At 65.6% G+C, this 20,492-nt stretch carries 17 protein-coding genes and 1 pseudogene; 7 read left to right on the forward strand and 11 right to left on the reverse strand.

The window, feature by feature from the left end; genetic code table 11:
• Positions 1-86: 86 nt before the first annotated feature.
• Positions 87-1,433: a cation:dicarboxylate symporter family transporter gene (locus M1D32_RS12120; protein WP_458778913.1), complete on the reverse strand. Its 1,347-nt coding sequence runs from the start codon at positions 1,431-1,433 to the stop codon at positions 87-89.
• Between the two features lie 167 nt (positions 1,434-1,600).
• On the opposite strand from M1D32_RS12120, the gene M1D32_RS12125 reads away from it, so the two are divergent.
• The 6 genes and pseudogenes from M1D32_RS12125 (at position 1,601) to M1D32_RS12150 (ending at position 8,368) form a co-directional block, all read left to right on the forward strand.
• Positions 1,601-3,235, forward strand: coding sequence for a sensor histidine kinase (locus M1D32_RS12125; protein WP_458782181.1), 1,635 nt, complete (start codon positions 1,601-1,603; stop codon positions 3,233-3,235).
• Positions 3,232-3,945: a response regulator gene (locus tag M1D32_RS12130; RefSeq protein ID WP_458778914.1), complete on the forward strand. Its 714-nt coding sequence runs from the start codon at positions 3,232-3,234 to the stop codon at positions 3,943-3,945. Before M1D32_RS12125 ends, M1D32_RS12130 begins: the two co-directional genes overlap by 4 nt.
• A 151-nt stretch (positions 3,946-4,096) precedes the next feature.
• A pseudogene (locus M1D32_RS12135) lies at positions 4,097-4,752 on the forward strand (GntR family transcriptional regulator); the annotation flags it as partial.
• Positions 4,748-6,268 carry an MmgE/PrpD family protein gene (locus M1D32_RS12140; protein ID WP_458778915.1) on the forward strand — a complete coding sequence of 507 codons (1,521 nt, stop codon included), beginning with the start codon at positions 4,748-4,750 and terminating at the stop codon, positions 6,266-6,268. The pseudogene M1D32_RS12135 and the gene M1D32_RS12140, both read left to right, overlap by 5 nt.
• Positions 6,268-7,170, forward strand: a complete 903-nt coding sequence (prpB, locus tag M1D32_RS12145; protein WP_458778916.1) for a methylisocitrate lyase — start codon at positions 6,268-6,270, stop codon at positions 7,168-7,170. The genes M1D32_RS12140 and prpB overlap by 1 nt, the downstream gene beginning before the upstream one ends.
• A 58-nt stretch (positions 7,171-7,228) precedes the next feature.
• A complete protein-coding gene (locus M1D32_RS12150; protein ID WP_458778917.1) occupies positions 7,229-8,368 on the forward strand; it encodes a bifunctional 2-methylcitrate synthase/citrate synthase in 1,140 nt (379 codons plus the stop codon).
• 70 nt (positions 8,369-8,438) lie between these two features.
• Here M1D32_RS12150 and M1D32_RS12155 read toward each other — a convergent pair whose 3' ends face one another.
• Complete coding sequence (locus M1D32_RS12155) at positions 8,439-8,921, reverse strand: 8-oxo-dGTP diphosphatase (RefSeq protein WP_458778918.1); 483 nt, start codon at positions 8,919-8,921, stop codon at positions 8,439-8,441.
• Positions 8,922-8,996: 75 nt separating this feature from the next.
• Here M1D32_RS12155 and M1D32_RS12160 point away from each other — a divergent pair, with 75 nt between their 5' ends.
• On the forward strand, positions 8,997-9,686 hold the full coding sequence (locus tag M1D32_RS12160) for a hypothetical protein (protein WP_458778919.1): 690 nt from the start codon (positions 8,997-8,999) through the stop codon (positions 9,684-9,686).
• Positions 9,687-9,717: 31 nt separating this feature from the next.
• Here the strand turns inward: M1D32_RS12160 and xerD are convergent, their stop codons facing one another.
• From xerD to M1D32_RS12205, 9 genes are all read right to left on the reverse strand, one after another.
• Positions 9,718-10,755 (reverse strand): site-specific tyrosine recombinase XerD, encoded by a 1,038-nt coding sequence (gene xerD / locus M1D32_RS12165; RefSeq protein ID WP_458778920.1) that lies wholly within the window; start codon positions 10,753-10,755, stop codon positions 9,718-9,720.
• Entirely contained in the window at positions 10,755-11,414 is a 660-nt protein-coding gene (locus M1D32_RS12170) for an NUDIX domain-containing protein (RefSeq protein WP_458778921.1), read from the reverse strand. Before M1D32_RS12170 ends, xerD begins: the two co-directional genes overlap by 1 nt.
• 26 nt (positions 11,415-11,440) lie before the next feature.
• Positions 11,441-13,210: a CTP synthase gene (locus M1D32_RS12175; RefSeq protein ID WP_458778922.1), complete on the reverse strand. Its 1,770-nt coding sequence runs from the start codon at positions 13,208-13,210 to the stop codon at positions 11,441-11,443.
• Positions 13,211-13,322: 112 nt separating this feature from the next.
• Positions 13,323-15,062, reverse strand: a complete 1,740-nt coding sequence (recN, locus tag M1D32_RS12180) for a DNA repair protein RecN (protein WP_458778923.1) — start codon at positions 15,060-15,062, stop codon at positions 13,323-13,325.
• A gap of 3 nt (positions 15,063-15,065) precedes the next feature.
• Positions 15,066-16,091, reverse strand: coding sequence for an NAD kinase (locus M1D32_RS12185; protein ID WP_458778924.1), 1,026 nt, complete (start codon positions 16,089-16,091; stop codon positions 15,066-15,068).
• Positions 16,092-16,104: 13 nt separating this feature from the next.
• On the reverse strand, positions 16,105-16,920 hold the full coding sequence (locus tag M1D32_RS12190) for a TlyA family RNA methyltransferase (protein WP_458778925.1): 816 nt from the start codon (positions 16,918-16,920) through the stop codon (positions 16,105-16,107).
• A complete protein-coding gene (locus M1D32_RS12195) occupies positions 16,920-17,174 on the reverse strand; it encodes a hypothetical protein (protein ID WP_458778926.1) in 255 nt (84 codons plus the stop codon). The genes M1D32_RS12190 and M1D32_RS12195 overlap by 1 nt, the downstream gene beginning before the upstream one ends.
• 9 nt (positions 17,175-17,183) lie before the next feature.
• Entirely contained in the window at positions 17,184-18,173 is a 990-nt protein-coding gene (locus M1D32_RS12200) for an HAD-IIA family hydrolase (RefSeq protein WP_458778927.1), read from the reverse strand.
• On the reverse strand, positions 18,170-20,116 hold the full coding sequence (locus M1D32_RS12205) for a tetratricopeptide repeat protein (RefSeq protein ID WP_458778928.1): 1,947 nt from the start codon (positions 20,114-20,116) through the stop codon (positions 18,170-18,172). The genes M1D32_RS12200 and M1D32_RS12205 overlap by 4 nt, the downstream gene beginning before the upstream one ends.
• Between the last annotated feature and the right edge of the window lie 376 nt (positions 20,117-20,492).

Here is a 20,492-nt window from a genome sequence, read left to right on the forward strand (position 1 = left end):
TCGAAGGTTGCCTTTCCCGGGCACGCAACTGCCCCCGCAGCGAGGGGGCTGCGGGGGCAGTTGCGGTGGGTGGCAGGTGCTGGCGCCTAGGCGTTGGCGGGCACCGGCCGTGCCTCGGTTTCAGTAGCTGCAGACGCAGCATGGCCGGCAATCATGGTCTGCTCATCGAAGGGCAGTTCGCCGGAGAGCACCTGGTTGACCTGGCCACCATCGATCTCCTTGACCCACGTGCCAATGAGCACGGTGGCCACGGCGTTGCCGGTGAAGTTGGTCAGGGCGCGGGCCTCGGACATGAAACGGTCGATGCCTACGATCATGCCCACGCCGCCCAGCAGCTCGGGCTTGTGGGCCTGCAGGCCGGCAGCAAGCGTGGCAAGGCCGGCACCGGTGACACCGGCTGCACCTTTGGAGGCAATGATCATGAAGATGAGCAGGGAGACCTGTGCACCCAGGTCCAGCGGCGTGCCCATCGCGTTGGCAACGAACAGGGAGGCCATGGTCAGGTAGATGGCCGTTCCGTCAAGGTTGAAGGAGTAGCCGGTGGGTACCGTAACGCCCACAACGGGCTTGGAGACACCGAGGTGTTCCATCTTGGCGATCAGGCGGGGCAGGGCAGCTTCGGAGGATGACGTGGAGAAGATGAGCAGGTACTCGCGGCCCAGGTACTTCATCAGCTTGAAAATGTTGACGCCCGTGACCACCTTGAGCAGGCCGCCCAGGATGACCACGATGAACAGTGCGCAGGTGATGTAGAAGGCAGCCATCAGGGTGAACATGCTGACAATGGCCTGGAATCCGGTAGCTCCCACGACGGCGGCAATGGCACCGAAGGCGCCCACGGGGGCAAGCCACATGATCATGATCAGGATGCGGAATACGAGGACCTGGCCGTGGCCGATGGCCTTAAGGATGGGCGCGCCCTGCGGGCCCATCTTCTGGAGGGCAAACCCTACGAGGATTGCAGCAAAGAGGGTGGGGAGAACGGGAATATCTCCTGGAATGATGCCAAGGAGGAAGGCAACGGTGCTGTCTACCTCCGCCTTCTTGTTGGGGTCGTAGGGGGCAAGCTTCAGGCCCTCGCCCGGATGGATCAAGTTGCCGACCACCAGGCCGATGGCGAGCGCGAACGTCGACATCAGGACGAAGTAACCCAGCGCCAGGCCGCCTACCTTGCCTACGGTGGCAGCCTTCGCGATCGAGCCGATGCCCAGGACGATGGTGCAGAAGATGACCGGAGCGATCATCATCTTGATGAGTTTGATGAAGCCGTCGCCGAGCGGCTTCATGGACTTGCCAACTTCAGGGAACAGCAGTCCCACCAACGCGCCGAGGATGACGGCGGCAATAACAGCGATGTAGAGGTAGTGCGATTTGTCGATGCCCTTGCGCCGCGACTTCACGGTGTCAAGCGACTCTCCTCGTTGAGAAGCCATGATGTGTCTCCTTTGGATAATCTGATAGACGCTGCGGCACAATCTCTGGGCTGAACGCGTCCTCCGGTGTGATATCCATCATTGGACAGGTGGTGACCCAGCTCACCGTTGCGTTCATATTGGTCGTGGAGCCCCTATGTGTCGCCGAACGTGCCCGGGAGGTACAGATGATCCACCGCTGGAGTATCGCCCGGCGGCTCTTCGTGGCAAACCTGCTGATTGTGGTGGTGTTCATCGCCATCGTTGGATCAGCTACCTACGTTGACGCCCGCGACCGTACCTACGACGAAGCGGGCCTGCGGATGTCAGGAATCGCCGCGTCCATCGCCGCCAGCCCGCTGGTGCTCGAGGCCGCCGCCGCCCCGGACCCTTCGGCCATCCTTCAGCCCTATGCCAAGGACGTCATGGCGGCAACGGACGTGGACTTCATCACCATCATGGCGCCGGACCGGACGCGGTGGACGCATCCCCGGGATGAGGAACTGGGGAGGCCTTATATCGGTTCCATTGACGCCGCGCTTCGGGGTGAAGCCTTCACCGAGGTGACGGCAGGAACCCTTGGGCCTTCGGTGCGGACCATAGTTCCGGTTGAGGACAGCGGCGGTTCAGTGAGGGCCATGGTTTCGGTCGGCGTCACGGTGCGGACCGTGGATGTGGCTTTCGCCGGGCGCCTGCCCGCCCTCCTGGCCATTGGCCTTGCACTGCTGGTGGGAGGCTCGCTGGCCTCGTGGCTGCTGGGCCGGTACCTCCGCCGCGTCACCCGCGGCTGGGGGCCCGAGCAACTGGCCCAATTGTTCGCGTACTACGAATCGGTGCTGCATTCCGTGCGGGAGGGACTGATCCTTATCGATACAAAAGGCCGTGTGGTGATGTACAACGATCAGGCGGCCGAGCTGCTGGGGCTTGACGGTCCCGGCAGCAAGGACCCCACCCGGCCGCCGTCGCTGGCCGACCTGCCACTTGATGAGGGGCTGCGGAGCCTGTTCGAGTCGGGGCGCAGCGCAAAGGACGAGATCCTCCTCACCGGCTCCCGCATCCTGGTGGTCAACCAGGGACCCGCGAAGGGGCCCCAGCCGACCGGCAGCCGCGGGAAAACCCCCGTGTACGGTACGGTGGCGACGCTCCGGGACCGGACAGAGATCGAGGCCCTGGGCAGCGAGCTGGAAACGATGCGTACACTCTCCGATGCACTGCGGGCGCAGACGCACGAGCACGCCAACCGGCTGCACACCATGGTGTCGCTACTGGAGCTGGGCCGAACGCAGGAGGCCCTGGCGTTCGCGACGAAGGACCTGGAACTCAGTCAGCAGCTGACGGATGACATGGTCAGCTCGGTGGACGAACCAGTTCTGGGTGCCCTGGTGATGGGCAAGGTGGCCGAGGCCCATGAACGTGGAGTCCAGCTGGATGTGACGGCGCTCGGTTCCGCGACCGTGGCGGGAATTGCCGTCCAGGACCTGGTAACCATCCTTGGTAACCTGCTTGACAACGCCATGGATGCTGCCGCCGACGGTCCGCCGCCACGGCGGGTGGAGCTGACGGTGGAGTCGGACGAGGAAGGACTGGACATCACTGTGCACGATTCCGGTCCCGGCATAGATCCGGATGACGCGGAGAGGATCTTCCGGCACGGATTCAGCACCAAGGCGGCGGGCCCCGGTGGCCGGGGCATCGGGCTGGCCCTGGTGCGGCAGGCGGTGCAGCGCCTGGGAGGTACCCTGACCATCAACGGACGGCGCGGCGCCAAGTTCGAAGTGTTCCTCCCCGCAGCGGTGCCGGCACAGAAGGAGCACGAACAGTGAGCAACATCAGGGTCCTCGTCGTCGAGGACGAAGCCATCGCGGCCGCCGCGCATGCAGCGTATGTCGGCCGGCTGCCGGGCTTCGAACTTGCCGGCACCGCCCCTGACGGCCAGTCTGCCCTGCGGCTCCTCACCGAGTTTGCTGCTGCGGGAAACCCCGTGGAACTTGTCCTGCTGGACATGAACCTGCCCGACCTTCACGGCCTGGACATTGCGCGCCGGATGAGGGCGGCGGGAATACTGGCGGACATCATCGCCATCACTGCCGTCCGTGAGCTGGCCATTGTCCGCAGCGCAGTTGCGATCGGCGTTGTCCAGTACCTGATCAAGCCGTTCACCTACGCGACCTTCGCGGACAAGCTGGCAAGTTATCAGCAGTTCCGGCAACAACTCGCGGGCCCGCGGGGCGGGTCCGGGAAGGCGGGTGCTTCCCAAACCGACGTGGACCAGGCGTTCGCCAGCCTGCGTGCACCATCCGAGCTGCCCCTGCCCAAGGGCCTTTCGGTTTCCACGCTGGCATCCGTCCAGGAGTTCATGAAGCTGCAAGAGGGCGCCGTCTCCGCAACCGAGGTCATGGATGCACTCGGCATGTCCCGGGTCACGGCGCGCCGCTACCTGGAGTATTTGGCCGATGCCGGAACAGTGTCCAGGACCGCCCGATATGGAACCCCCGGGCGGCCGGAAAACGAATACCGGTGGGGCGGGCGCTGACGGGGCCGTCCATGCCTGACATTGTCTCCAGCTCAATGGGCAGCGCCGTATGTATACAAGAACCACTTCTTGATGAGTAATTCAGACGGAATCCTGCTGCTAAAGCCATTCGCTGTATACAATGGGGTAATTGCCAACGAAGGGACAGCCAGTGCGAGCCAGCGACCGGGCCTACGCCGCACTCCGCGACGACATCGTCCAGTGGCGACTCCAGCCGGGCGCTTTGCTCGCCGAGGTGGAACAGGCTGAGCGGCTGGGGATCTCCCGCACGCCCCTCCGGGAGGCACTGGGCCGGCTCACCGCAGAAGGACTGACGACGGCGGCAGGCGGCCGCGGCGTCGTCGTCACGGGCATCTCACTGGCGGATATCGACGAACTCTTCGAGCTCCGGGAGACGCTGGAAGGAAAGGCTGCCGCCCTGGCCGCGGAGCGGGGCGATCCCGCAACGTTTTGGAACCTGGAGGCAGAGTTCCGGGCAGCGCCGTCACTCATTGCCGGCCCGGCACCGGCACTGCAGGACTATTACCTGCTGGTGGACCGGCTGGACTCCGCCGTTGATGCCGCGATCTCCAATTCCTACCTGGCCCAGGCCATGCGCAGCCTGCGGGTGCACCTGGTCCGTATCCGCCGCCTCGCCGCCGACGACGCAGCACGACTCACAGCCGCAGCAGCCGAACATGCGGCCATCGCCGAGGCCATCGCCACTGGCAACCCGGGCCTGGCGCAGGCAGCCACTACCCTCCACCTGCACCGCAGCCTGTCCCACATCAAAGCCACCCATCCATCCCGCTAAAGGAGCACCATGGTCAAGGAACACCACGTCCGCGTCTACAAGAGCGAAGAAAACCTGCCCCGCGAGGACCAGCTTGCGCACAAAATCGCCAGGGTTGCCGCCGACCCCGTGGAGGTGCCCGCCGAGGTCACCGACATGGTCATCAACAGGGTGATCGACAATGCTTCGGTGGCCGTGGCTTCCCTCAACAGGGCACCGATCGTGGCAGCCCGGGCGCAGGCCCTCACCCATGGTCCGAGCTCCGGTGGAAAGGGTGCCAAGGTCTTCGGCATCGGCGAGCGCATCTCACCGGAATGGGCGGCGTGGGCCAATGGCGTGGCGGTGCGCGAACTGGATTACCACGACACCTTCCTGGCTGCCGACTACTCCCACCCTGGCGACAACATCCCTCCGATCCTCGCTGTGGGCCAGCACGTGGGCTCCAACGGCCGGGACCTGGTGCGGGCCATCGCCACGGGCTATGAAGTCCAGGTGAACCTCGTGAAGGCGATTTGCCTGCACAAGCACAAGATCGACCATGTGGCCCACCTCGGCCCGTCGGCAGCGGCCGGCATCGGCACCCTGCTGGGGCTCGACGTCGAGACCATCTTCCAGTCCGTGGGGCAGGCGCTGCACACCACCACCGCGACCAGGCAGTCCCGCAAGGGCGAAATCTCCACCTGGAAGGCGCACGCGCCGGCGTTCGCGGGAAAGATGGCCGTTGAGGCCGCGGACCGGGCCATGCGCGGTCAGACGTCCCCGGTGCCGATCTACGAAGGCGAGGACGGGGTGATCGCCTGGCTCCTCGATGGCCCGGATGCCTCCTACCTGGTTCCACTGCCGGAAGCAGGGGAAGCCAAGCGCGCCATCCTGGACACCTACACGAAGGAACACTCCGCCGAGTACCAGGCACAGGCCTGGATCGACCTGGCCCGGAAGCTGAACCGTGAGCACCCGGAGACTACCGACCCGGCCAAGGTGAAATCCGTCCTCATTAGGACGAGCCACCACACGCACTACGTCATCGGCTCCGGCGCCAATGACCCCCAGAAGTACAGCCCCACCGCATCCCGGGAAACCCTTGACCATTCCATCCCCTACATCTTCACGGTTGCCTTGCAGGACGGCGCCTGGCACCACGTGGACTCCTACTCCCCCGAACGCGCAGCCCGCCCGGACACGGTGGACCTGTGGCAGAAGGTGTCCACGGAGGAGGACCCGGAATGGACCCGCCGCTACCACTCCCTGGACATCAATGAAAAAGCCTTCGGCGGCTCCGTGGAAATCACCCTGGCTGACGGCACCGTGATCACGGACGAGATTGCCGTGGCCGACGCCCACCCTCTGGGTGCCCGCCCCTTCGGCCGCGAGCAGTACATCAACAAGTTCCGGACGCTGGCCGCGGGTCTCGTGGAAGAGGCTGAAATCGAAAGGTTCCTGGCCGCCGTCGAACGCCTCCCAGAACTCGCGGCAGGTGAGCTGGACCAGCTGAACATCACGGCGGCTCCGGGCGTCATCGACCTGGCCGCCGCTCCGAAGGGACTTTTCTGATGCTGTATTCCAAGGTCACGCCGGAGCAGAAGCGGATCCGGTTCCGGGAGCTCCTGGCTTCGGGGACCGTCCAGCAGTTCCCGGGCGCTTTCAACCCGCTTTCGGCCCGGCTGATCGAGGAGAAGGGGTTCGCCGGGGTCTACATCTCCGGGGCGGTCCTGGCCAACGACCTGGGCCTGCCGGACATCGGCCTGACCACCCTGACCGAAGTTGCCACCAGGGCCGGGCAGATCGCCCGCATGACGGACCTGCCAGCGATCGTGGACGCAGATACCGGTTTTGGCGAACCAATGAATGTGGCCCGCACTGTCCAGGAGATCGAAAACGCCGGCCTGGCCGGGCTGCACATCGAGGACCAGTTCAACCCAAAGCGCTGCGGGCACCTCGACGGCAAAAACGTGGTGGACCTGGAGACGGCGACCAAGCGGATTCGTGCCGCCGCCGACGCCCGCCGTGACCCCAACTTCCTCATCATGGCCCGGACCGACATCCGTGCCGTGGACGGGCTCGCCGCCGCGCAGGATCGGGCCAGAGCCCTTGTGGAAGCAGGAGCGGACGCGATCTTCCCGGAGGCCATGAAGGACCTGGCTGAATTCCAGGCCATCCGCAAAGCAGTGGACGTGCCCATCCTGGCCAACATGACAGAGTTCGGCAAGAGCGAGCTGTTCACGGTGGACCAGCTCCAGGGCGTCGGGGTGAACATGGTGATCTATCCCGTCACCCTTCTCCGTAGTGCCATGGGCGCTGCCGAGCGTACGCTGGAAGCGATCAAGGCCCAGGGCACGCAGGAGGCGCAGGTGGGCAGCATGCTTACCCGCGCACGCTTATACGATCTTGTTGACTACGAAGGCTACAACCGCTTCGACAGCGGAGTGTTCAATTTCCGGGTCCCCGGGGAGTAGGGAAAACCGCGCCGGCTCCGGCCGGCACAACAGGCGACAGGAACGAAGGAGTTTCAGCATGGCTGAAGAGGACATCAAAAAGGGCCTTGCCGGCGTCGTGGTGGATTACACGTCCGTCTCGAAGGTCAACCCGGATACCAATTCCCTGCTGTACCGGGGCTACCCGGTTCAGGAGCTCGCCGCGAGGTGCAGCTTCGAGGAGGTGGCCTACCTGCTCTGGAACGGTGAACTTCCCACGGAACAGGAGCTGGTGGAGTTCACTGCACGGGAGCGGGGCGGCCGGCCCCTGGACCCGGTGGTCAAACAGGTGGTCAATGCACTGCCGGAGAGTTCCCATCCCATGGATGTTTGCCGGACCGCTGCCTCGGTGATGGGCGCGCGGCACCCGCTGGCGGAAGACTCCTCCCGCGAGGCCAACATGGCCAAGGCCATCGACTTGTTCTCGGCCATGCCGGCAGTGGTGGCCTACGACCAGCGCCGCCGCCACGGGCAGGATGTCATTGAGCCGCGTGACGACCTGGGCTATTCGGCCAACTTCCTGTGGATGACCTTTGGGGAGGAGCAGGTGCCGGAGGTGGTGGAGGCCTTCAACGTCTCGATGATTCTCTACGCGGAGCACTCCTTTAACGCCTCCACCTTCACGGCCAGGGTGATCACGTCAACCCTCGCCGACCTGCACTCGGCCGTCACGGGGGCCATCGGTGCTTTGAAGGGACCGCTGCACGGCGGGGCCAACGAGGCCGTAATGCACACCTTCGACGAAATCGGAATCCGCCCGCAGGAGTCCCTGGAGGAAGCGGCAGCCCGGGCCAAGACGTGGATGGAGAACGCCCTGGCCCAGAAGAAGAAGGTTATGGGCTTCGGGCACCGCGTGTACAAACACGGCGACTCGCGCGTGCCCACCATGAAGGCTGCCCTGGACAAGATGGTGGCCCACTACGGCCGGCCCGAACTCCTTGGCCTCTACCAGGGGCTGGAGACGGCCATGGACGAGGCCAAGGCCATCAAGCCCAACCTCGACTATCCTGCCGGCCCCACCTACCACCTGATGGGGTTCGACACCGCCACGTTCACTCCCCTGTTCGTCGCCAGCCGCATCACCGGGTGGACGGCGCACATCATGGAGCAGCTGGATTCAAACTCCCTGATCCGCCCGTTGAGCGAATATGTCGGTCCCGAGGAACGGCACGTTCCATAGGCTGAAGGGCGGAGCGTACGACGGCGGGACGGCCACGCTGGGTGGACATCCCGCCGTCGTTCATTAACGCCTAGGGCAGGAGGCTCACGGACGACGCGACGGTTTCGTTGTCGCTGTCCAGCGTGACCACCACATTGACCCTGCCGCCTTCGAGCACCACTGGAAGCCAGTGGTCGGCATCCTGCCACATACGGTCCACCGGAAGGATGCCGGTCTGGAACCACTGCGGCATGATCTCGTCGCTTTCTTCCGGCTCCCCAAGCCATCGCCGGGCGGTGAAAAGGCGGGTGTGCATGTCCCACGCCGGCTTGGCCGGAAACACGAACTGCACGACGCCGGCGTCCGCCAGATCTTCCTGCCGGACCGTCACCCCGGTTTCTTCCCTGACTTCGCGGACCACGGCTTCCGCGTCGCTCTCCCCCGGTTCGACGTGTCCTCCGATACCCACGATTTTTCCGGTCCCGAAACCTGTCCGTTTAAGGCCCAGCAGCACCTCCGGGCCCGAAGACCCGTCACGGAGCAGGAAGCAGAGAGTCACCCTTGCTGCAGTCATGCGCTCAAGCCTATGGGGTTGGCGGGTTCCCGGCGAGGAAGCGCCACGGGGCGGTGAATATGCCAAGCTCTACGTGTGGCTCCCGAAACTGCACACGGGATACGGCCGGCCCGTATCTCCACCATTGACACCCGCCTGCCGGAGTGGCTGGTCCGCAACCCTTTGTACTGGGGCTGGGCCTGGGCCTGCTTCTGGACGGTGCTGATTGTTGTGGATGAATTCGTGGACCTGGCAGGGTGGACATGGTACCTGCTGGTGGCCGCCGCTGCCCTGCCCACCCTGTTCAGCACCCTGGCCGTGCTGCACGTGACTCCCCGGCAGCAAGTGAAGCCCGCCCGGGAATCAGTTTTGGGCCTGTTCTTTGTGCGTTTCCTGGCCCTTGTTGCGGCCTTCATGGTGTGGGCCATATCGGTGGTGCTCAGCGCGTCCATCTCCACCACCATCCAAGCCGTGGCGGGAGACTCTGAACGTGAGGTGACAGCTCTGGGCTTCAACCTGATGGCAGCCTTGTTCCCGGTTGTGGTGGCCGTTCTATGGCTGGCGTTTGTCGCCCGGTGCGCCTGGTTCCTGAGGAGGCTTCGTGGCTGGCGGCAGGTCCCCACGCTCTCACGGGTGCCGAAGTCATTCCTCCGCGGCCGCCCGCGCCTGCGCCGGGTAGTGATCGGTTTGGCGCATCCGGGACTGATGTTGCTCGCAGGAATGGGCACGTCGGCGCTGGCTTTCCTGCTGGGCCCGGTGGAACTGACCATCGAGGCGCTGCTCTAGCTGTCCCAAGGCTGGCTGTTTTCGAGCAAGCTCAGCCCAGGGCACGGGGGTGTGCTGCCGCATAGATCTCGCGCAGGGTGTCAGCCGTGACCAAGGTATAGACCTGGGTGGTGGTGACCGATGCATGGCCGAGCAGCTCCTGGACCACGCGGACGTCTGCACCGCCCTCGAGCAGGTGGGTGGCGAAGGAGTGCCGCAGGGTGTGCGGCGAGACGTCCTTGGTGATGTTCGCTTTCTCGGCTGCGGCCTTCAGGATGGTCCAGGCGCTCTGGCGGCTGATCCGGCCTCCCCGGGCATTCAGGAACAACGCGGGGGTGCCCTTCCCCTTGGCCGCCAGCAGGGGACGCCCGCGGACCAGGTAGGCGTCGAGTGCCCGGGCTCCATAGGAGCCCAGCGGCACCAGCCTTTCCTTGGAGCCTTTGCCAAAGAGCCGTACGATGGCCGGCCCGGTTTCCGCCTCCTGCAGGGAAATATCGTCCACATCCAGGCCCACGGCCTCGCTGATCCTCGCACCAGTGGAGTAGAGAAACTCCAACAAGGCACGGTCACGCAAGCCCGTGGCAGTGTCTGTACCCGCTGCCTCAAGGATCCTGGTTACCTCGTCCACACTGATGGCCTTCGGCAGCCGCTTTCCGGGCATGGGCGGATGGACGTCGCTGGCGGGGTCCGCAGGCGTGAAGCCTTCCAAGGCCCAGAACTTGTGCAGCCCCCTGACGGCGACCACAGTCCTGGCCGCGGACCGCACACCTAGGGCCGATCCGCCGTCGGACCCTTCCGTTAACGCCCGGACGTAACCGGTCACGTGGTGGCGGGTGACGTCCTGGGGGCGGCTGCAGCCGGCTTTTGCCAGGTAGCGGGAGTAGCGGGCCAGGTCCCTGCGGTAGGCTGCCAGCGTATTGGCCGCAACACCGCGTTCCACGCCCATGTGCTGGAGGTAGTCGGTGATGCCGCGGTCGATGGCTGTTGGCGGTAAGGCCGGCGGCGCGGCGTCCCGAACCTCTCCGTGCGCGGCCGGTCCAGCAGGAGCCAGTTCAGCAGGAGCCGCTTCAGCAGAAGGACCAGGGACCATCAGCGCTGGCTGGGGTGCGCGGGCCAGGGCGCGTCCGCGGGGCGGAGATTGGCATATCCCTCAGTGCGGGCGGCTGCGGCGGCAAGGATTCCAACGACGGCGGAAGGGTTGTGGAGCCTTCCGGCGAGTACCGACTCCACGGCGTCGTCAAGCTTGATCCAGTGGAACTCGACGTCGGCTTCCTCGTCCGTCCGCTCATGGAGTTCATGGTGCGGGACGTCGGTGAGGTCCCGGGCGAGGTAAATTCTGATGGCCTCACTGGAGGAACCTGGGGAGTTGAAGAAGTCGGCCAGGACGTTCCAGGTGCCCGCCGCAAGATCCGCTTCCTCGGCGAGTTCGCGCGCTGCCCCCACCACGAAGTCCTCGCCTTCGACGTCAAGCAGTCCGGCGGGAATCTCCCACAGGTCCATGCCCACGGGGTGCCGGTACTGCTTGAGCAGGAGGATCTCGCCGTCGTCGTTCATCGGCAGGACGGCCACGGCACCCGGATGTTCGATGTAGTCCCGGGTGAGGGCCTCGCCCGTTTCCTGCAACTGGAAGCTGTCGCTGACCACATCCCAGATCCGGCCTTCGTAGACCTTCTCGGTAGACAAAAGACGGCGCGGGCTCGGTGCATCCGAAACCTTTACTGCAGGGGTGGCTTCAGGTGTACCGGGCATCGCGCCGTCCTTTTTGTCGTGCGGAACTACTTAGCGGCTACGGTACCGGACTGCCCGGCTTCGGAGGCAACAGTATCCAGGCCGGCTGCCGTGTCGGAGCCCTCCTGGTGGTCCAGGGCTGCCTTGACGAGCCCGGCGAACAGCGGGTGCGGCCGGGTGGGGCGCGAGCTCAGTTCAGGGTGCGCTTGGGTGGCCACGTAGTACGGGTGGACGTCGGCGGGCAGCTCGACGAATTCCACCAGCTTGCCGTCCGGGGACGTGCCGGAGAAGACCAGCCCTTCGGCTGCGATCTGGTCGCGGTACTTGTTGTTCACCTCGTAGCGGTGGCGGTGGCGTTCGCTGACGGTGGTCTTGCCGTACGTACCTGCGATGACCGAACCGGCGTCGAGCTTGGCCTCGTACAGGCCCAGGCGCATGGTGCCGCCAAGGTCGCCCTTGCCCTCGACGATGTCGAGCTGCTCTTCCATGGTGGCGATGACCGGGTACTTCGAATCCGGCTCGAACTCGCTGGAGGATGCGCCTTCCAGGCCCACAACGTTACGGGCGTACTCGATGACCATGCACTGCAGGCCCAGGCAAAGTCCCAGGACGGGCAGCTTGGTTTCACGGGCGAATTTCAGCGCACCGAGCTTGCCCTCGAGGCCGCGGATGCCGAAGCCACCCGGGACGCAGATGGCGTTGACGCCGTCCAGTGCCTTGATGGCGCCTTCCCGGGTTTCGCACTCGTCCGAGGGGACCCAGCGGATCTTGACCTTGGTGTCGTTGGCGAAGCCGCCGGCGCGCAGGGCCTCGGTGACGGACAGGTAGGCGTCCGGAAGGTCGATGTACTTGCCGACCAGGGCGATTTCCACGTGGTGCTTGGGGTTGTGGACGGCTTCCAGCAGCTTGTCCCAGCTGGTCCAGTCCACGTCCTTGAACGGAAGGTCCAGGGCCCGCACGATGTAGGAGTCCAGGCCCTGGGAGTGCAGGGTCTTGGGGATGTCGTAGATGCTGGGCGCATCGGCGGCGTTCACTACGGCGTCGATGTCGACGTCGCACATCCGGCCGATCTTTTCGCGCATTGCGTCCGGCACTTCGCGGTCAGAGCGGATGACGATCGCTTCGGGCTGGATGCCGATGGAGCGCAAGGCTGCGACGGAGTGCTGGGTGGGCTTGGTCTTCAGTTCCTGGGACGGTCCGATGTACGGGACCAGCGAGACGTGCAGGAAGAAAACGTTGGTGCGGCCGATGTCCTGCCGGACCTGGCGGGCCGATTCGAGGAACGGCTGGGATTCGATGTCGCCCACCGTGCCGCCGATTTCGGTGATGATGACGTCCGGAGCGTTCTTGCCTTCGGCGGGCAGCCGCATGCGGCGCTTGATCTCATCCGTGATGTGCGGGATGACCTGCACGGTGTCGCCGAGGTATTCGCCACGGCGTTCCTTGGCGATAACGGTGGAGTACACCTGGCCCGTGGTTACGTTCGCCGAGCCCTCGAGGTTTTCGTCGAGGAAGCGCTCGTAGTGTCCGATGTCCAGGTCCGTCTCAGCGCCGTCGTCAGTGACAAAGACTTCGCCGTGCTGGAAGGGGTTCATCGTGCCCGGATCCACGTTCAAGTAGGGATCGAGCTTCTGCATAGTTACAGACAGGCCGCGTGCCCGCAGGAGATGACCGAGGCTTGATGCCGTCAGTCCCTTACCGAGCGAGGACGCCACACCACCGGTTACGAAGATGTGTTTGGTCGTCTTGGACGAGCCCGGGAACCGGGAATTTACACGGGAATTTGATCGCTGCACCACGGAATTCGAGCCTATCATCAAATGAGCCTTCCACGGGTCGGGAACTGCTTTCCCAAACGATCCAGTCTGCGCGTCCGGGCGTCCCGTAAGCAAGGGCGGCCCCGCTGCATTGCCCTCGCGCGTGCCGCTGTCAGGCCCGCTGCGGCAGCAGTTTCGCGTCGTCCAGCAGTTCCTGGGCGTGTGCCTGCGCTGACTCCGAGTCCTCCTGGCCGGCCAGCATCCGGGCCAGTTCGCGGACCCGTTCGGTGCCGTCAAGGAGGCGGACATCACTTGAGGTAAACCCGGTGGCCGTTTTGCCGTCGGCTCCCCTGACCGAGGTCTTGGTCACAGTGATGTGCTGGTCCGCGAACGCCGCCACCTGCGGCAGGTGCGTGACCACAAGCACCTGCACGTGCCGTGCCAGCATGGCCAGCCTGCGCCCGATTTCGACGGCGGCGCGTCCGCCCACTCCGGCATCCACCTCGTCGAAGACGAACGTGGGGACGGGATCCACTGCGGCAAGCACCACTTCGATGGCCAGCATGACCCTGGAGAGTTCACCGCCGGACGCCCCCTTGCCCAGGGGCCGCGCCGGAGCTCCTGAGTGCGGCTGCAGCAGGAAGCTGATCTCGTCCGCGCCGTGCGCTCCCAGCTGGCCGGCCGGCTCAAGGTTGATCACCAGGGTGGCGTCTGCCATGGCCAGGGCCTTGAGTTCGGCGCTGACCCGCGAGGAGAGCTCCTTGGCGGCTTTGGTCCTGATCTTGGTGATGGCAGCGGCCTGCTTCTGCAGGTCAGCCTCGGCCCTCACCACTTCCGCGTCCAGTGTTTCGATGCGGGTTGAGTCATCCTGCAGTTCGTCAAAGCGCACCCTGGCGTTTTCAGCCCACTGGAGGACTTCGTCGATGGACGGGGCATATTTTCGGATCAGCTTGGCCAGGACGGCGCGCCGGTCCTCGATCTCCGCCAGCCGTTCCGGTCCTTCGCTGTCCAGACCGGCCTGGTAGCTGGCCAGTTCGGTGGCGATATCGTTCAGGAGGAAGCCCACCTCGGCCAGGCGTGCTGCTGCGGAACCGAGTTCGGCGTCGTGCTCGGCAACGTGCTCAAGGGTCCGCTTCGCGGCGTCCACCAAGGTGGTGGCGTCACCTGCTTCGCCGAAGTCCTCGGCGATCAGGGCCTGGTGGGCAGTGCTTGCCGCGATCCGCAATTCCTCGACATTGGCGAGCTTGACTGCCTCCGCCTTGAGGAGTTCGTCCTCACCGGGCTGCGGGTCCACGTCGTCAATCTCGGCCAGTGCTGCTTCCAGGGATTCGGCTTCGCGGAGCCTGTCCCGGGCGGCACTGCGGAGGGCGTCCAGCTCGGACTGGATGGCTTTCCAGTGGTTATACAGGCCCTGGTAGTCGGCGAGGGGCCCGGCCAGCGTTTCGCCGGCGAACTTGTCCAGCGCGCCGCGCTGGGCAACGGCACCCTTGAGCCGGATCTGGTCCGACTGGCCGTGGACCACAACCAGCGTTTCGCCGATTTCGGCCAGGACGCCGACAGGGGCGGCCCGCCCACCCAGGAACGCACGGCTGCGCCCGTCAGCACCCAGCCGGCGGGCGAGGATAAGCTCGGCACCGCCGTCGAATTCTTCCGCCTCGGCGCCTGCCTCCAGTGCGCGCGCGATGGCGGGGTGGCCGGCGTCGAGCTTCAGCACTGCCTCGGCCGTTGCGCTCTTGGCGCCGCTCCTGACGGCACCGGCATCCGAACGGGCTCCCAGGAGGAGGCCGACGGCGGTGACCACCATGGTTTTGCCGGCGCCGGTCTCGCCGGTCACCACGCTCAGCCCCGGGCCCAGCGGCAATGTTGCGTCGGTAATGACGCCCAGATCGCGGATTCTCAGTTCTTCAAGCATGGTTCACTTTGCGGTTGAGGGATCGGGATCGATGTCCGGCTGCCCGCTGTGCGGCAGCTGAAGCGGCGGCATGGGCCGCGGTGTCCGGACGATGGGAATGGGGCCGGTGTGGATGGCGCCGGCCTTGGGGACGGGCCCCCGCCAACCGTGGATGGGCAGTTCGAACTTCCGCACCAGCCGGGCCGAGAAGGGTGTCTGATGGGTTCGCGCCAGCCGTACGGGTGTGGCTGATTTCGTGACCTCCACCCTGGCGCCTGGCGGCAGGTCCACCGAACGCCGGCCATCACACCACAGCACGCCCTGGGCATCTGTCCTGCCCAGGACTTCTACGGCGAGCCGTGAGCGCGGCGATACCACCAGCGGCTTGGCGAACAGCGCATGGGCGCTGATGGGAACAATGACCAGGGCCTCCACCTCCGGCCATACCACCGGGCCCCCTGCCGAGAACGCGTAGGCCGTGGAACCCGTGGGGGTGGCGAGCACGATGCCATCGCAGCCGAAAGTCGTGAGCGGACGCTCGTCCACCTCCGTGACCACTTCCAGCATGCGCTCCCGGTTGGCCTTCTCGATCGCAGCCTCGTTCAGTGCCCAGGTATGCCAGATCTTCTGTCCCCGGACCCACACCTGGACATCGATGGTCATGCGTTCTTCCACCGTGTAGTCCCGGCTGGCGATCCATTCAACGGTCTGGGCCAGGTCCGCCCGCTCGCTCTCGGCAAGGAAGCCTACATGGCCCAGGTTCACGCCCAGCAGCGGCACGTCCACTTCACGGACCAGCTCGGCTGCCCGCAGGATGGTGCCGTCGCCGCCGAGAACCATCACCAGTTCAACGTCAGGGAGCTGGACGTGGTCGTGGAGCACTTCCACCGGCTGGGACAGGTGCCCAAAGAACCGTTCCATGTCATCCAGCTCGGACTCCTGCATCACCGGGACAATGCCGGAGGCATGCAGCTGGGCGCAGGCCTCCCAGGCGGCCTTTAGTGATTCCTCACGGCCGGTGTGGGCGAGGACCAGTACACGCCTGCTCATCAGGTTCCGCCTTCTAGTGGTTGTGCCAGATACGTCCGAGCAAGGCAGCAGTGGCTGCGTCTCGCTCTTCGATCTTAGGCAACTCTTGGCTGATCCTGCGCTTTATCCACAGGAAGTATTCGACGTTTCCGTCCTGGCCGGGAAGCGGGCTCTGTGCAAGGCCGCGGAGGTCCAGGCCGGCCTCGAAGGCTGCCCGGGCCACTTTTTCCACCGCCATCCGGCGCTCCCGCTCGGAATTCACCACGCCGGTCCGTCCCAGCCGGTCCTTTCCGATTTCGAATTGAGGCTTCACCATCAGCACCAGGTCACCGCCCGGCTCAGTGCACAGGGCCAGCGGCTGGACCACCAGGGTCAGGGAGATGAAGGACAGGTCGGCCACGGTGAGCGCTGCGGGGCCGCCGATGTCCTCGGGCGACATGTATCGGACGTTGAGCCCCTCATGGACTTCAACGCGGGGATCTTCACGCAGCTGGGGCACCAGCTGGCCATGCCCGACGTCGACCGCCACCACGTACGCGGCACCGCGCCGGAGCAGGACATCAGTGAAGCCGCCGGTGGAGGCGCCGGCGTCCAGGCACCTTTTTCCGGCCGGCAAAACCTCGGGAAAGGCATCCAGTGCGCCGGCCAGTTTGTGCCCCGCCCGGCTCACGTAGGTGTCCTGTTCATCATGCTGGACCACCAGGTCCCTGTCCTCCGGGACCTGGACGGATGCTTTGCTGAGGACCTGCCCGGCGGAACTTACTTTTCCTTCAGCTATGAGCGCGGCGGCATGGGTGCGGGATCTCGCGAGACCGCGGGCAACCAATGCCTGGTCAAGGCGCACCGGCATCAGGCGCCACTCTCCGGCCGGTTACCGGCGGCGCGGGTTGGTTCCGCCGGATCAGCGTCCAGGGCTGCGCGCAGTTCGTCGTGGAGTTCACTGTAGGCTGCTTCGTGCCCGGCCACCGGCGTCCCCGGCACAGCCTCGAGACGTGCCAGGGACTGTTGGACCAGGTGATCCGACACCTCGTCGTGGCCTATCCGCGGCCAGTCCGCGGAGGGCTGGGCTGCTGCGGATTCGTCAGGGTGGCTCAGCTCAGTCATTGGACCAGTCTAGTGATCCAGCCAGACCAGCTTCGGCACCTGGGCAGTGGATGCATCAGGGTTCGCTGCCCACCAGGCGGCACAGGCTGCCCGCCAGGAGTCCAGGTTGTCCTGGCTGCCAATGATGCCCACGGCCCCATTGGCAACCCGCGCGGTCGCCTCGCCACACGTGTAGGTCCCGTCGGCTTGCGTGACGGCCGGGTAAGGGAGGTACAGGTCTGGAAGGGAGCTGATGATGTAGTCCGGCCGTTCGGCGGCCCGGGCGGCCAGGATGGATTCCCGGGTGTCGACGCCGGTCAGTACCGCCACTGTGGCGAAGCCTGCGTTGTTGCCGCCCAGGATGTCCGTGTCCAGCCGGTCACCCACCACGAGGGGGCGCTCTGCGGCGAGGCGCTTGGCGGCCGAGTGGAACAGCGGCGCTTCCGGCTTTCCGGCGACGCGGGGGGTCTGGCCGGTGGCTGCGGTGACCGCGGCAACGAGGGTGCCGTTGCCTGGCGCGATGCCACGGGCCTGCGGGATGGACATGTCGGTGTTGGTTGCCACCCAGGCGGCCCCGGCCGACACCACATAGGCTGCCTCGGCGAGTTCCTTCCACCCGATGGCGGGATTGAAGCCCTGCACCACGGCAACGGGTTCCTCCTCCTGGCCGTACACCGGCACCAGGCCCACCAGTTCGATTTCCTGGGCAAGCGCCGGGCTTCCGGTGATCAGCACCTTCGAGCCCGGGGGCAGCTCTGACGCGAGCAGCTCCGCAGCGGCCTGCGAAGAGCTGACCACCTGGTTGTCAGCCGCCGGCGCGCCGAGCTCACGCAGGTGGGCTGCGACGTCGGCCGGGGTGCGCGACGCATTGTTCGTCACGTAGCCCAGGCCCACTCCGAGGCTTTCGAGCTTCTGCAGGGACTCCACCGCGCCGGGGATGGCGTGCGGGCCGGCATAGACCACGCCGTCCAGGTCCGCGAGCAGTGCGTCAAACAGGGAAATCAGGGTGGCTTCAGTCATCCGTTCCAGTCTTCCCGGCCATCCTGGTGGTCCACCGGACTTGTGCTGTCCGGCAGGTCCTCTCCGTTGTGGTCCAGTTCGTCGGCCTCCACCGAGTCCTCATCGGACTCGGCGTCGTCGGATACGAAGTAATCCGGCTCCTGGTCATCGATGCTGGCCTCGACAGCTTCACCGGAGCCAGCGGACGTCTCCTCGCTGGCAGCGATGGAGGTGCTGGCCGCGGTGGATGTGCTGGCCGCGGTGGATGTGCTGGCCGCGTCCGTTGCTGTTGCGGAAGAACCTTCAGCGGCAGCAGCCGAACCCGAAGCAGTCGCGGCCCGTTCCAGGAGGCGCCGGCGTTCCTTCTCTTCCCGGGCTTCCTCTTCCTCGTCCCAGCCCAAGTCAATGATGTCGGGTTCTTCGTCAACGCCCAGGCCCAGCGCGTTTTCCGCCACAACGGCCTGCTTTTGCCATTTTTCCGATTCAGCTGTGCGGCCCACAGCGGCGAGTGCGTCGGCGTAGGCACGGAAGAGGCGCGGGCTGTAGGAGAACGCGCGGTTGATGTCCAGCTGCGGGATCTCAAGTTCTGCCACGGCAGCATCGAGCTGGCCAAGGTCAGTACGCGCACCGGCTGCCACGATGGCCAGTTCGGCTTTGCCCGGAGCGTCCAGGTCCTGGGCTTCCTCGGACCGGACCACATCGAGGGCGCGGTCGGGACGGCCAAGGCCGCGTTCGCAGTCTGCCATCACCGGCAGGTGCACGTTGGAGCCGCTGATCCGGCGGTACGTCCGGAATTCCCGGAGCGCTTCGCCGTAGTGGCCCGCGGCATAGGCAGTGAGCCCCACCGCTTCCCGGACAGCAGCGAGCCTGCCGCCGCGCCGGCTGGCGGCCAGGGCGTGCTGGAAGGCCAGCTCCGGTTCGTCGTCGATCAAACGGCCGGCCATCACCAGGTGTCGGGACACCCACTCAGCGCTGTTCGCCTCAAGCGTCTTGATCTGGTGCTGTGTAGCGCGGTCCAGTTCCTTGCCCGTGACATCCTCGTCGATCTGAGGGGACCGTTCCCGGTCCGGGCGGTTGGCGCTGCGGAGGTCACGCATATTCGGGACCCGGGCCGGACGCTCTTCCTGGCGGTCGCGGCCAAAGGTGCGGGGCCCGGCGTCGCGGTTGGCGTCGCGGTCAAAGCCGCGCGGTCCCCGGTCCTGGCGGTCACCACGGCTGGCATCACGGTCAAAGCCGCGCGGTCCCCGGTCCTGGCGGTCACGGCTGGCATCACGGTCAAAGCCGCGCGGTCCCCGGTCCTGGCGGTCACCACGGCTGGGGCGCTCGCTCCGGTCGCCAAAGGGCTTCCGGTTCTCTCCTCCGGCAAACCCGCGGCGGTCCCCTTCGCCGTCACGGCGCGGACGGTCGCTGAAGGAACGGTTGTCGCGATCGCCGTAGGGCTTGCGGTCACGGTCGCCGAACGGCTTACGCTCGCCGGTACCGGAACCGCGACGGTCACCCTCGCCATCACGGCGCGGACGATCATCAAATGATCGGTCACGGTCACCGAACGGCTTACGCTCACCGCCGCCAAAGCTACGACGGTCAGCCTCGCCATCACGGCGCGGACGATCATCAAACGGCTTCTTGTCACGGTCACCAAACGGCTTACGGTCGCGGTCGCCGAACGGTTTACGGTCACGGTCACCGAACGGCTTACGCTCACCACCGCTGAAGGGCTTACGCTCGCCGGTACCGGAACCGCGGCGGTCACCTTCCCCGTCACGGCGCGGGCGATCACCAAACGGCTTTTTGTCACGGTCTCCGAAGGGCTTGCGCTCTCCCCCGCCGGCTGACCGGTCGGAACCTGGGTTGTCACGGTTGGTCCGGGAGCGGAATCCGCGGGGATCGCCGCCGGAATTGTTATTGCCGCGGAACCCGCCGCGGTCATTTCCGCCGCGATTGCCGCCGTTGTGCTCAGCCATATGGATTCCTCCTGTTGTGAGCCGACCACTGGCGCAACTGCAGCCGCTCGTATCCGTGTTTCGTTTTCCTACGCAACCCGAAATCAAGCGCTTCGAAGTCCGTACATCTTCATCAATTCTAGTGGAGTTGCCCAACATGGCAGGACCGGGCGGGGCCAGGGAGCAGCATCGTGGCAATGTTCACAACGCCCCAGGACGCTCTCTCACTCGATGCGGCCTTTTGGGTGACGCTCTCTCAGCTGGCGCGGTGTTCCAGGTGTTGCTTTTCCATATGACGGCCGACGACGACGGCTGGTTTGGGATGCTGCCAACTGGGCCTTAGCTCATGGACGGGTGAGAGAACGTGGGGTTTGAGAACACATCAAGTGAAAGAGCG

The organism is Arthrobacter sp. D3-16 (assembly GCF_054408515.1).